Below are 13,187 nucleotides of genomic sequence, written 5' to 3'. Positions count from 1 at the left end.
AAACCGCCAGCCGCCATCACCACAACAACGGATATACACACCAAACCAAAGAACCCCAGCACCACAACAACGGATATGTCCACCAAACCAAAAAAACCGCCAGCCGCCATCACCACAACAACGGATATACACACCAAACCAAAGAACCCCAGCACCACAACAACGGATATGTCCACCAAACCAAAAAAATCGCCAGCCGCCATCATCGCAAACCGGATAAACACGAACCCATCACCCAACCAAATACCCAATCATTCACCCAAACCCCATCCGCCCCAGGTTAACAAAAGATAACGTGGCGTCGATTGTCAGACCTTTCCAAACCCCGATAGGATAAGCCAGCTTCCGAAGGGGCTCTAGATTGCGCGTTTCAGGACTATGCTCCAAACAGCCAATCACGACGAGCACCCTTACGGCGCCCTGAAAGGTTGAACGACCTAACAATAATAATGGGGGAAGGTCTATGAGTGAGCCTGTCATGGGTGTGGGTATCTGCCGCCCGCCGGCGTTGCGCAAGTTCGCGCTGCTGGCTACAGCGCTCTCGCTGTTGGGCTGTGCCGTGCTGTCGGCACCGGCGATGGCGTCTGCCGCGCCAGCGACCGATGCGGTGTATGCCGTTGAATCCGCCAAGGCCAGTAAAAGCCTGATGCTCGATGTGGTCCACGCCGGCCAGCGCCTGGTGGCGGTCGGTGATCGTGGACACATTCTGTATTCCGACGACCAGGGCAAGACCTGGACCCAGGCCAAAGTGCCCTCCCGACAATTGCTGACCTCGGTGTTTTTCGTCGATGACAAACACGGCTGGGCCGTCGGCCATGACGCGCAAATCCTCGCCAGCGAGGACGGCGGTGTCACCTGGACCAAGCAATTCGAAGATTTGAAACGCGAAGCGCCGCTGCTCGATGTCTGGTTCAAAGACCTCAACAGCGGCTTCGCCGTGGGCGCGTACGGTGCGTTGCTGGAAACCACCGATGGCGGCAAGCACTGGGAAGACGTCAGCGACCGCCTCGACAACGAAGACCAGTTCCACCTCAACGGCATTGCCGCCGTCAAGGACGCCGGGCTGTTCATCGTCGGCGAGCAGGGCAGCATGTTCCGCTCCGCCGATGACGGTCAGACCTGGGAAAAGCTCGAAGGCCCCTACCAAGGCTCGCTGTTTGGCGTGATCGGCACCGCACAAGCCAATACGCTGCTGGCCTACGGGCTGCGGGGCAATCTGTTTCGCTCCACGGATTTCGGCACCACGTGGGAACCGATCGAGCTCAAGGCCGCTCGCGGTGCGCTGGAGTTCGGTCTGTCTGGCGCGACGTTGCTAGACGACGGCTCCATCGTGATCGTCGGCAACGGTGGCTCGGTGATCCGCAGCAATGACAACGGCGAAACCTTCAGCGTGTTCAATCGCCCGGATCGCATCTCGGTGTCGGCGGTCACGGCCGCAGGCAACGGCAATCTGATTCTGGCAGGACAGGGCGGCGTTCGCGCCACTTCGCCAACCGGCGCTGAGCTGGGCAAGTGAACCGCGCAAATAATAAGAAGGGCGAAGCGATGACATCTATGACCAGCCATCACCAAGACAAGGCGACGTTTCTCGAACGCCTGATTTTCAATAACCGCCCGGCAGTGATCATCATCTGCCTGCTGGTCAGTATTTTTCTGTTCTGGCAGGCGACGCTGATCCGGCCGTCCACCAGTTTCGAAAAAATGATTCCGCTGGAACATCCCTTCATTCAAAAGATGATGGAGCACCGCAACGATCTGGCGAACCTGGGCAACACCGTGCGGATCTCGGTGGAAGCCACTGACGGCGACATCTTCTCGAAGGAGTACATGGAGACCCTGCGTCAGATCAATGACGAAGTGTTCTACATCTCCGGCGTCGACCGTTCCGGCCTCAAGTCGTTGTGGAGCCCGAGCGTGCGCTGGACCGAGGTGACGGAGGAGGGCTTCGCCGGCGGTGAAGTGATTCCGCAGAGTTACAACGGCTCCCAGCAAAGCCTCGACCTGCTGCGCAATAACGTGCTCAAGTCCGGCCAGGTCGGCCGTCTCGTGGCTAACGATTTCAAGTCGAGTATCGTCGACATCCCTCTGCTGGAGTCCTACCCGGATCCGCAGGACCAAGGCAAATTGGTGGCGCTGGACTACCGCAAGTTCTCCCACGAACTGGAAGAAAAAATCCGCGACAAGTTTGAAAAACAGAACCCTAACGTCCAGATCCATATCGTCGGTTTCGCCAAGAAAGTCGGCGACCTGATCGATGGCCTGGTCATGGTGGTGATGTTCTTCGGCGTGGCCTTCATCATCACCTTGATCCTGCTCTACTGGTTCACCAACTGCATGCGCAGCACCGTGGCGGTGTTGAGTACGACGCTGGTGGCGGTGGTCTGGCAGCTCGGGTTGATGCATGCCTTCGGGTTCGGGCTCGATCCGTATTCGATGCTGGTGCCGTTCCTGATCTTCGCCATCGGCATTTCCCACGGCGTGCAGAAAATCAACGGGATCGCCTTGCAGTCCAGCGAGGCGGACAACGCCTTGACCGCTGCGCGACGCACGTTCCGTCAGTTGTTCCTGCCAGGGATGATCGCGATCCTCGCGGATGCGGTCGGTTTCATCACGCTGCTGATCATCGACATCGGCGTGATTCGTGAGCTGGCCATCGGCGCGTCCATCGGTGTGGCGGTGATCGTGTTCACCAACCTCATTCTGCTGCCGGTGGCGATTTCCTATGTCGGCATCAGCAAGCGTGCGGTAGAGCGCAGCAAGAAAGACGCTCACCGCGAACACCCGTTCTGGCGCTTGCTGTCGAACTTCGCCAGCCCGAAAGTGGCGCCGGTGTCGATTGTCCTGGCCTTGCTGGCCTTCGGCGGTGGCCTTTGGTACAGCCAGAACCTGAAAATCGGCGACCTCGATCAAGGTGCGCCGGAACTGCGCCCGGATTCGCGTTACAACAAGGACAACAACTTCATCATCAGCAACTATTCCACCAGTTCCGACGTGTTGGTGGTGATGGTCAAGACCAAGGCAGAAGGCTGCTCGCGTTACGAGGCCATGGCGCCGATCGACGAACTGATGTGGAAGATGCAGAACACCGAGGGCGTGCAGTCGGCGATCTCTTTGGTGACCGTGTCCAAGCAGATGATCAAGGGCATGAACGAGGGCAACCTGAAATGGGAAACCCTGTCGCGTAATCCCGACGTGTTGAACAACTCCATCGCCCGGGCGGACGGCTTGTACAACAACAGTTGCTCACTGGCGCCGGTGCTGGTGTTCCTCAACGACCACAAGGCTGCGACGCTGGACCGTGCGGTGCATGCGGTGCAGGAGTTCGCCAAGGAGAACAACAAGGACGGCCTGGAATTCATCCTCGCGGCGGGTAACGCCGGCATCGAGGCGGCCACCAACGAGGTGATCAAGGAATCCGAGCTGACGATTCTGATCCTCGTCTATATCTGCGTCGCGGCCATGTGCATGATCACCTTCCGTTCCTGGGCGGCGACCTTGTGCATCGTGTTGCCACTGGTGTTGACGTCGGTACTCGGCAACGCGCTGATGGCCTTCATGGGCATCGGCGTGAAAGTCGCGACCCTGCCAGTGGTGGCGCTCGGCGTCGGGATTGGCGTGGACTACGGCATCTACATCTACAGCCGACTGGAAAGCTTCCTGCGGGCCGGTCTGCCGTTGCAAGAGGCGTATTACCAGACGCTGAAATCCACCGGTAAAGCGGTGCTGTTCACCGGTCTGTGCCTGGCAATCGGCGTGTGCACCTGGATCTTCTCGGCCATCAAGTTCCAGGCCGACATGGGCCTGATGCTGACCTTCATGTTGTTGTGGAACATGTTTGGCGCCCTTTGGCTGTTGCCAGCGTTGGCGCGGTTCCTGATCAAACCGGAGAAACTGGCCGGGCAGAAGGGCAACTCGCTGTTTGCTCACTGACCACTGGCTGAAATAGAAAAGCCGCAACCCAGGTTGCGGCTTTTTTATGCCTGAAGCCTTTACACAAACCCATGTGGGAGCGGGCTTGCTCGCGATAGCGGAGTGTCAGCCAACGACTATGTTGAAGGTTGAACGGCTTTCGCGAGCAAGCCCGCTCCCACATGGTGTTAGTGGCTGTTCGTGGGATCGCTGCCGAGCACCACGTTCAAAGCACTGCGCGCATCGTCCAGTTGCACCAGCGCCGCATGCCGCGCACCGAGCGCATCACGATTCTCGATCGCGGTCAGGATCGCCTTGTGCCGTGGCAACGCCAGTTCGTGCAGATTCGGTCGCTGGTTGGAATGCTTCAACGCTTCGGCAATCGCCACGGACAACATGTTGCACAGGTTGGCCAGCAGATCGTTGTGGGTCGCGTCGGCGATGCGGCTGTGGAAATCCAGGTCCGGTTGCAGCAAGGCTTCCGGTGTCGGCGCCGTCTCCATGCGTTGGTAGGCTTCACCGATGGCGGCAATGTCCACATCGGTGGCGAACTGCGCGGCGAGGGCGGCGGCGGCCGGTTCGATGATGCTGCGCACGCTGGTCAGCAGATCGAAGAACTCATTCTGCGGGCTGCTTTGCATCAACCAATGCAAAACATCCGGGTCGAGCATGTGCCATTCCTTGCGCTGCTTGACCACCGTGCCGACCCGGGGACGGGAATACACCAGGCCTTTGGCAACCAGCACACGAGTGGCTTCGCGCAGCACCGGACGGCTGACCGCGTACTCCTCGCACAACAGGGCTTCGGCGGGCAGTTTGTCGTTCGGTTTGAAGCGCCCGGAAACGATCTGCATGCCCAGTTCCTGGACGATGCGCGAGTGCATGCTCTTGCGGTCGGAGGGTTTGCGGTAATCCATGGGGAGTGGCGCGATCCTGTGCGATGAGATGCCGCGCATGATAGCAGGCGCGGCAAGGATGGTCGCCAGAGCAAGTGCAGTCTTGAGTGCGGTAACGAGTGGAAGCGCTGGGCGCGATGCGACTGGTGGCGCCTGCAGCCCTCAATCCCGGTAAAACACCTGCACCAGGTGATAACCGAACTTGCTCTTGATCGGGCCGTGCACCACCCGTAGCGGTTTTTTGAAGATCACCGCATCGATGACCCCGACCATCTGCCCCGGCCGCACTTCGCCCAGATCGCCGCCGCGTTTGCCGGAAGGGCAGGTGGAGTATTTTTTGGCCAACACATCGAAGGCTTCACCCTTGGCGATACGTTGTTTGAGCTGCTCGGCTTCTTCCGAGGTTTTCACCAGAATATGGCGGGCTTGAGCTTTCATTGGGCAGACCTTGTGACGGTGGTGGCTATGTTGGTGCGGGCGGGGGCGGGCGATTATGCCTCAACTCACTCCGGTTGGCCGATCATCGTACGAATCTTGTTGGCCAGCAGTTCGATGGAAAACGGTTTCGCCACCATGTCCATGCCGTCTTCCAGGAAGCCCTGGCGCTCGGCGGCTTTTTCCGCATACCCGGTCATGAACAGCACTTTGAGTTGCGGGCGGTGCTGCCGCGCGATCTCTGCCAATTGCCGGCCGTTCATGCCCGGCAAGCCGACATCGGTAACGAGTAAATCAACCCGCAAGTCGGATTCCAGCAAGGGCAGGGCGCTCTTCGCGTCTTCGGCTTCATGAGCGTGATAACCCAGCTCATTCAGCAAGTCGAGCACCAGCATGCGCACGGCCGGGTCGTCCTCCACCAACACCACCGTTTCGCCGGCAAATGCCGCCGGTGCTTCGCCAGTCGCCGGCGTCAGCACGTCTTGCGTTTCCGGTACGTGCAATCGCGGCAAGTACAGCCGGACGCTGGTGCCCTTGCCCGGCACGCTGAACAAGCTGACATGCCCGCCCGATTGCTGGGCGAAGCCATAAATCATCGACAACCCCAGCCCCGTTCCCTGGCCGATGGGTTTGGTGGTGAAGAACGGGTCGAACGCCTTGGCCAGCACCGACGGCGTCATGCCGGTGCCATTGTCGCTGACGGCGATCATCACGTAGTCGCCAGCCTTTACCGGTTCCAGCGTGGTGATATCGCTGCCGTCGAGGTAGACGTTGGCGGTCTCGACCAGCAGTTCGCCGCTATCGGGCATCGCGTCTCGGGCGTTGATCACCAGGTTGAGCAGGGCATTTTCCAGTTGGCTGACGTCGGTGTTGATCGACCACACCTCGTCGGCCAATTGCAGTTTCAGCTCGATATGGTCGCCTTTGGTCCGGCTGAGCAAATCTTCCAGCGAGCGCACCAGCTCGTTGGCGTTCAGCGGCTTGCGATCCAGCGACTGGCGTCGTGAAAAGGCCAGCAGGCGGTGGGTCAGCGCGGCGGCGCGGTGGGCCGATGAGACGGCGGCTTCGGTGAAACGCGTGATCTCGTCGGTGCGCCCCTCGGCGATGTAGCGTTGCATCAGGTCGAGGCTGCCAATGATCCCGGTGAGCATGTTGTTGAAGTCATGGGCGATGCCGCCGGTCAACTGGCCGACCGCTTCCATTTTTTGCGCATGGCGCAGCGCGTCTTCCGCGCGCTCGCGCTCAAACATCTCGTTTTGCAGGCGCTGATTGGCTTCCGCGAGTTGCTGCGTGCGGGCGGCGACGCGTTCTTCGAGGGTTTCGTTGAGGTTGCGCAGCGCTTCTTCGGTTTGCTTACGCTCGGTTTCGTCAATGACAAAGATGTAGAAGCCGTTCACCGCGCCGTCCGCGCCATGTCGCGGCAGGTAATTCATCAACGCCTGGCGGGAGCTGCCGTCGCGGTGCGGCGTGCTGATGCTGAAGCAGCAGGGTTTGCCTTTCAGCGCTTCGGCGATGTGCTCGGCGCGCAGCGCATAGGACTCTTCACCCAGCACTTCGCGAATGGTTTTGCCGAACAGTTCCTGAGGCGTCAAGCCATACCAGTCCAGGTACGCGGCATTATTCAGGCGAAAACGCTCGTCGCTGTCCACGTAGCTGATCAGGATCGGCATGGCGTTAATGATCAGTTGCAGCTCGGTCTGGCTCTGGCGCAACGCCTGTTCGGTGTGTTTGCGCTCGGTCAGGTCCAGCGCGGCGCCGAGGAAGCGCATCGGTCGGCCATGATGATCCTGGTAACAACGGCCCCGCGCAAACACCCAGCGCAACTGGCCGTCGGGTTGCAGCAGGCGATATTCCTCGGCGTATTCGGTGCCGTGGGTGACGCAGTGTTTAATGCTGCGTGCAATCATCGCCCGGTCTTCGGGGTGCACGCCGTGCAGGTATTCGCTGATCGGCAACTCCCCGGAAAGGTTGGGGTCGACGCCGTGCAATTGGGCGAAATGCGCGTCGGCGATGAAACGGTCTTCGCTGATGTCCCAGTCCCAGGTGCCCACCGCATCGGTGGCGGCCAGTGCCAGTTGCAGGCGTTGTTCGGTTTCGCGCTGGGCCTTGAGGCTGGCGGCCGAGCGCTGTTCCAGTTCGAGGGCGATGCGTCGGCGTTCGTTGGTTTCGATGGCGGTGACCAGGATTCCGGCGACCTCGGCGCTTTCATCGCGGATCGGACTGTAGGTCAAATCGAGCCAGAGGTCGGAATCGCCACTGTCGCGCTGCAGGGTAAAGCGTTGTTCGCTGTAGGTTCGCACCTGGCCCTGTAGGACGGCGCTGTAAATCGGGTCGGTAAAGTCCTGAAGTTCTGGCCAGATATGGTGAGTCGGCTGTCCGAAAGCGTGTGGATGCTTGCTGCCGGCGAGCAGGGCGAAGCCGTCGTTATAGATCTGTGTCAGTTGCGGCCCCCACAACAACAGCATCGGCATCGGCGAGTGAATCACGATGTCCACGGCGGTGCGCAGGCTCTGCGGCCAGGTGGCGGCGGCGCCCAATGGCGTGCGCGTCCAGTCCAGTCTGGCGATCAAAGCCTGGGCATCGCTGCCGGCGGGTGATGCGTTCATCATGTGATCCTGCGCTTAAGTCGGTGTGGCGGCGTCTACTATCCTTGCAGGGCAGTAGACGCTGGATGACCCGTTTTGGGTCATTTTTTTCATTGAATGCTTCGCGGGTGCTTTTTGCCATGGATATCGATGCACTGTTGAAACGTCTGGCCAGTCGTAACGGCTCCGACCTTTACCTGTCCACGGGAGCGCCACCCAGCGCGCGGTTCGAGGGGGTGATCACGCCGCTGAGCGATCAGCCGTTCAAACTCGGCCAGGTAGCGGCGATTGCCGAGTCCATCATGGACGCCGAACAGCGCCTGGAGTTCGACCGCGAACTGGAAATGAACCTGGCCGTCTCGTTGCCCGGTATCGGGCGCTTTCGGGTCAATCTGTTTAAACAGCGCAACGATGTGTCGATTGTGATCCGCAACATCAAGCTCGATATTCCGCGTTTCGAAGACCTCAAGTTACCGCCCGTGCTGTTGGAAACGGTGATGCTCAAACAAGGCCTGATGTTGTTTGTCGGTGCCACCGACTCGGGCAAGTCGACGTCGCTGGCGGCGCTGATCGATTACCGCAACCGTCACAGCAGTGGTCATATCGTCACCATCGAAGACCCGATCGAGTACATCCATCGGCACAAGAAATCGATCATCAACCAGCGTGAAGTCGGTGTCGATACCCGAAGTTTTCATGCCGCGTTGAAAAACACCCTGCGCCAGGCACCCGATGTGGTCCTGATCGGCGAAATTCGCGACCGCGACACCCTGGAGCACGCCCTGGCGTTTGCCGATACCGGTCATCTGGTGATTTCCACCTTGCACGCGCACAACGCCAATCAGGCGCTGGACCGCATCATCAATTTCTTCCCCGAAGAGCGCCACACGCAGCTATTGCATGACCTGGGCAACAACCTCAAGGCCTTCGTATCCCAGCGGCTGGTGCAGACCCGCGACGGTCAGCGCCGGGCGGCGGTGGAGGTGATGCTCGGCACACCGACCATTGCCGATCTGATCCGGCGCAATGAACTGGCCGAATTGAAGGGCATCATGGAGAAGTCGGTTGAAGCGGGAATGCAGACGTTTGACGGCGCGCTGTACGCACTGGTGGTGGAGGGCGCGATCAGTGAGGAAGAGGCCCTGAAACATGCGGATTCGGTGAACAACCTGCGGTTGCGGTTGAAGTTGCAGGCGGATGTGTCCGCGCCAGACTCAGGAGAATGGGGACTTATGGACTGACACACCGCCCATCAACTGTGGGAGCGGGCTTGCTCGCGAAAGCGGTTTGACAGTCCATGCAGATGTTGAATGTTAAATCGCTTTCGCGAGCAAGCCCGCTCCCACACTCGATCCTTGTCAATCAAACAGTTCAGGGCGGTCGCGGAATTGTTCCAGCGCTTGCGGGTTGGCCAGTGCGTCGGTGTTTTTCACCGGTCGCCCATGCACCACATTGCGTACCGCCAACTCGACGACCTTGCCGCTGATGGTCCTTGGAATATCCGTCACCGCGACGATTTTCGCCGGCACATGCCGGGGCGTGGTGTTGGCGCGAATGACCTGGCGGAGTTGCTGCTGCAACGCCTCGTCCAGCTCGATGCCGTCCTGCAATCGCACAAACAGCACCACCCGCACGTCATCCTGCCATTGCTGGCCGATGGCGACGCTGTCCAGCACCTGCGGGACTTTTTCCACCTGTCGGTAGATTTCCGCGGTGCCGATGCGCACGCCGCCGGGGTTGAGCACCGCGTCCGAACGTCCGTGAATCATCATTGCGCCGTGGGGCAGTTGTTCGGCGTAATCGCCCTGGGCCCAGACGCCGGGGAACTGGCTGAAATACGACGCGTGCAGTTTTTCCTGCTGCGGGTCGTTCCAAAAGCCGATGGGCATGGCCGGGAAGTGCCGGGTGCACACCAGCTCGCCTTTTTCGCCGATCACCGGCCGGCCGTCGTCGTTCCAGACTTCGACCGCCATGCCCAGGCTCTTGCCCTGCATTTCGCCCCGGCGCACTGGCTGGAGCGGGTTGCCATTGGCAAAGCACGAAACGATGTCAGTGCCGCCGGACATCGAGGCCAGGCACACGTCCGTCTTGAAGTCGCGGTAGACGTAGTCGTAACTCTGGGGCGAGAGCGCGGAACCGGTGCACAGCAGGGTTTTCAGGCTGCCCAGGTCATGACTGTCGCGGGGTTTGACGCCGTTGCCTTGCAGGGTGGCGAGGTACTTGGGGCTGGTGCCGAACACGCTGATGCGCTCGTCGTCGATCAGGTCGATCAAGCGTTGCGGATTCGGATGAAACGGCGATCCGTCGTACAGCACCACGGCGCTGCCGACGGCCAGGGCCGAGACCAGCCAGTTCCACATCATCCAGCCGCAGGTGGTGTAGTAAAACAAGCGGTCGCCGGGGCCGAGATCGCAATGCAGCGCGTGTTCCTTGATGTGTTGCAGCAGCACGCCGCCGGTGCTGTGGATGATGCATTTCGGCACGCCGGTGGTGCCGCTGGAATAAAGGATGTACAGCGGATGCGCAAAAGGCACCGGGACGAAATCCGGTTCGCCACCGATGTCGTAAAAGTCCTGCCACAGCGACACGTTCGCCTGGGTATGGAAGTGTTCGATGCGCGCCTGGGGGCGGGCGTAAGGCACGATGATCAGCTGCTGCAAGGAGGGCAGGCGTTCGAGGATTTCATTGACCTTGACGCTCTGGTCGATCTCTTTGCAGGCGTAGCGGTAACCGGCGCAGGTGATCAGCACGGTCGGTTCGATCTGGCCGAAACGGTCGATCACGCCTTGGGTGCCGAAATCCGGCGATGAACAGGACCAGATCGCCCCCACGCTGGCAGTGCCGAGCATCGCCACCAGGGTTTGCCAGGTGTTGGGCATGCACGCCGCCACGCGGTCGCCGAGGCCGACACCGGCGGCTTTCAAACTGTTTTGAAAGCCGGCGACATGTTCTGCCAATTCGGCCCAGCTCAACTGTTCGCGCTGACCGTTTTCGCCCACCGCGACCACCGCCACCGCATCGTCGCGACGGCGCAGCAGGTGCTCGGCAAAGTTCAGGGTCGCGCCGGGAAACCACTGCGCGCTGGGCATTTGCGCGCCTTCGACCAGCACCGCGTCCGGCTGGTCGTGGAAGCGGACGTCAAAAAAATCGACGATCGCTTGCCAAAACGCTTCGCGCTGATCGATGGACCATTGGTGCAGCGCCGGGTAGTCGTCGATGTGCAACTGATGCCGTTGATTGATGAAACGGCGAAAGGCTTGCATGCGCGTCTTGGCGATACGTTCGGCGCTGGGTTGCCAGAGGATCTCGGACATTGTTTGCCTCTTGTTCTTTGTGCATACACAGGGGCGTTTGTGGCGAAGGATCTATCGAAGGATCACTGCGCCAGCCACCCGCCATCAATATTCCACGCCGCGCCACGCACCTGGCTGCCGGCTTCGCTGCACAAGAACAGCACCAGTTCGCCCAATTGCGGCGGGGTGACGAATTCCAGCGACGGTTGCTTCTCGGCCAGCAAGTCGTGCTGCGCCTGCTGCGGGTCGACCCCTTTGGCAATGCGGTCATCAATCTGCTTCTGCACCAGCGGCGTCAATACCCAGCCCGGGCAGATCGCGTTGCAGGTCACCTGGGTGGTGGCGGTTTCCAGGCCCACCACTTTGGTTAAGCCAATCACCCCGTGCTTGGCTGCGACGTAGGCTGCTTTGCCCACCGAACCGACCTGGCCATGCACCGAGGCGATGTTGATGATCCGGCCCCAGTTCTTGGCCCGCATGCGGGGCAGGCACAGGCGCGTGCTGTGGAACACCGAGGACAGGTTGATTGCGATGATCGAATCCCAGCGCTCGACCGGGAAGTCTTCCACTGACGCGACGTGCTGGATGCCGGCGTTGTTGACCAGAATGTCGATGCCGCCGAACTCGCGTTCGGCGTAGGCCACCATGTCGGCGATCTGCGCCGGGTCACTGACGTCGGCCGGGTGATGACCGACCTTGCCGCCGAACTGCTGGACGTCGGCGATCACCTGGGCGGCATCGCCGAAACCATTGAGCACCACGTTGGCGCCGGCCTTGGCCAGGCTGAGCGCGATGCCCAGGCCGATGCCGCTGGTGGAACCGGTAACCAGTGCGGTCTTGCCTGTAAGAGTCGTCATGAATACCTCACACAATGCCAGTGGCGTAGAAAGTGCCGATGACCACGAAAACCGCCAGGGTCTTGATGATCGTAATACAGAAAATGTCTTTGTAGGCTTCGCGGTGCGTGAGGCCGGTCACCGCCAGCAAAGTGATCACTGCGCCGTTGTGCGGCAGCGTGTCCATGCCGCCGCTGGCCATCGCGGCGACGCGGTGCAGCACCTCCAGCGGAATGTTCGCGGCATGGGCCGCCGCGATGAAGTCATTGGCCATGGCCGCCAGCGCAATGCTCATGCCGCCGGAGGCCGAACCGGTGATGCCGGCCAGCAAGGTCACGGTGATCGCTTCGTTCACCAGCGGATTGGGAATGCTTTTGAGCCAGTCGGCCAGCACCAGAAACCCTGGCAAGGAGGCGATGACCGCGCCGAAACCGTATTCCGACGCGGTGTTCATCGCCGCCAGTAATGAACCGCTGACCGCGCTTTTGCTGCCTTCGGCCAACTGACTGCGAATCGCTTTGAAGCCAAACACCAGCACCATGAGAATGCCGACCAGCAACGCTGCCTGAACCGCCCAGATCGCCGTGAGTTTGGCGACTTCCGTGGTCACCGGCGCCGCCATGCCCGGCAGCGCGAGGGTGTGAGTCTTGCCGTACCACTGCGGAATCCACTGGGTGAACAGCAGGTTCATGATGCCGACCGCCAGCAGCGGCGACAGGGCGATCCATGGATTCGGCAGTTTGATGTCGGCTGCCGTTTCCGGTTCGTTGCGCAAGTCGGTGCCATAGCCTTCGCCGGCACGCTGAGCCTTGTTGCGCTGGCGCTGGAGAAACAGCATGCCGGTGCAGAACACGAAAATCGTCCCGATCACACCCAGCCATGGCGCCGCCCACGCGGTGGTGTTGAAGAAGGTGCTGGGAATGATGTTCTGGATTTGCGGGGTGCCGGGCAGGGCATCCATGGTGAACGAAAACGCGCCGAGGGCAATGGTTGCCGGGATCAGGCGTTTGGGAATATTGCTCTGGCGGAACATTTCGGCGGCAAACGGGTACACCGCAAACACCACCACAAACAGCGACACGCCGCCGTACGTCAGCAGGGCGCAGACCAGCACGATCACCAGCATCGCCTGGCGGGTGCCGAGCAAGCGAATAGCGGCGGCGACGATGGAGCGCGAGAACCCCGACAGTTCGATCAACTTGCCGAACACGGCGCCGAGCAGGAACACGGGGA

At 60.6% G+C, this 13,187-nt stretch carries 10 protein-coding genes; 3 read left to right on the top strand and 7 right to left on the bottom strand.

Annotated elements, in window-relative coordinates:
- Positions 1 to 251, bottom strand: a 251-nt coding sequence (locus ACQKP4_RS26720; protein WP_427636963.1) for a hypothetical protein, incomplete at its 3' end; no start/stop codon positions are given.
- A gap of 212 nt (positions 252 to 463) precedes the next feature.
- On the opposite strand from ACQKP4_RS26720, the gene ACQKP4_RS26715 reads away from it, so the two are divergent.
- Complete coding sequence (locus ACQKP4_RS26715) at positions 464 to 1,516, top strand: WD40/YVTN/BNR-like repeat-containing protein (protein WP_427636962.1); 1,053 nt, start codon at positions 464 to 466, stop codon at positions 1,514 to 1,516.
- A gap of 38 nt (positions 1,517 to 1,554) precedes the next feature.
- Positions 1,555 to 3,930 carry an efflux RND transporter permease subunit gene (locus ACQKP4_RS26710; RefSeq protein ID WP_427636961.1) on the top strand — a complete coding sequence of 792 codons (2,376 nt, stop codon included), beginning with the start codon at positions 1,555 to 1,557 and terminating at the stop codon, positions 3,928 to 3,930.
- A gap of 167 nt (positions 3,931 to 4,097) precedes the next feature.
- Here ACQKP4_RS26710 and ACQKP4_RS26705 read toward each other — a convergent pair whose 3' ends face one another.
- From ACQKP4_RS26705 to ACQKP4_RS26695, 3 genes are all read right to left on the bottom strand, one after another.
- Complete coding sequence (locus tag ACQKP4_RS26705) at positions 4,098 to 4,826, bottom strand: FadR/GntR family transcriptional regulator (RefSeq protein WP_427636959.1); 729 nt, start codon at positions 4,824 to 4,826, stop codon at positions 4,098 to 4,100.
- A 141-nt stretch (positions 4,827 to 4,967) separates the two neighbouring features.
- Complete coding sequence (locus ACQKP4_RS26700; RefSeq protein WP_007898282.1) at positions 4,968 to 5,243, bottom strand: peptidylprolyl isomerase; 276 nt, start codon at positions 5,241 to 5,243, stop codon at positions 4,968 to 4,970.
- A 65-nt stretch (positions 5,244 to 5,308) separates the two neighbouring features.
- Positions 5,309 to 7,846, bottom strand: coding sequence for a PAS domain-containing protein (locus ACQKP4_RS26695; protein ID WP_427636958.1), 2,538 nt, complete (start codon positions 7,844 to 7,846; stop codon positions 5,309 to 5,311).
- A 119-nt stretch (positions 7,847 to 7,965) separates the two neighbouring features.
- Here ACQKP4_RS26695 and ACQKP4_RS26690 point away from each other — a divergent pair, with 119 nt between their 5' ends.
- The gene (locus ACQKP4_RS26690) at positions 7,966 to 9,066 is read left to right on the top strand and encodes a PilT/PilU family type 4a pilus ATPase (RefSeq protein WP_427636957.1); all 1,101 of its coding nucleotides are present in this window, start codon (positions 7,966 to 7,968) and stop codon (positions 9,064 to 9,066) included.
- Positions 9,067 to 9,183: 117 nt separating this feature from the next.
- Here ACQKP4_RS26690 and ACQKP4_RS26685 read toward each other — a convergent pair whose 3' ends face one another.
- The 3 genes from ACQKP4_RS26685 to ACQKP4_RS26675 all read right to left on the bottom strand — a co-directional run.
- The gene (locus tag ACQKP4_RS26685) at positions 9,184 to 11,139 is read right to left on the bottom strand and encodes an acetoacetate--CoA ligase (RefSeq protein WP_427636956.1); all 1,956 of its coding nucleotides are present in this window, start codon (positions 11,137 to 11,139) and stop codon (positions 9,184 to 9,186) included.
- Positions 11,140 to 11,201: 62 nt separating this feature from the next.
- A complete protein-coding gene (gene hbdH, locus ACQKP4_RS26680; protein ID WP_427636955.1) occupies positions 11,202 to 11,975 on the bottom strand; it encodes a 3-hydroxybutyrate dehydrogenase in 774 nt (257 codons plus the stop codon).
- Between the two features lie 7 nt (positions 11,976 to 11,982).
- Positions 11,983 to 13,187: GntP family permease (locus tag ACQKP4_RS26675; protein ID WP_427636954.1), on the bottom strand; the 1,205-nt coding region annotated here is incomplete at its 5' end.

Source organism: Pseudomonas sp. NPDC086278 (assembly GCF_050280905.1).
GTDB lineage: Bacteria > Pseudomonadota > Gammaproteobacteria > Pseudomonadales > Pseudomonadaceae > Aquipseudomonas.
This window is presented reverse-complemented; position numbering and strand designations above follow the sequence as displayed.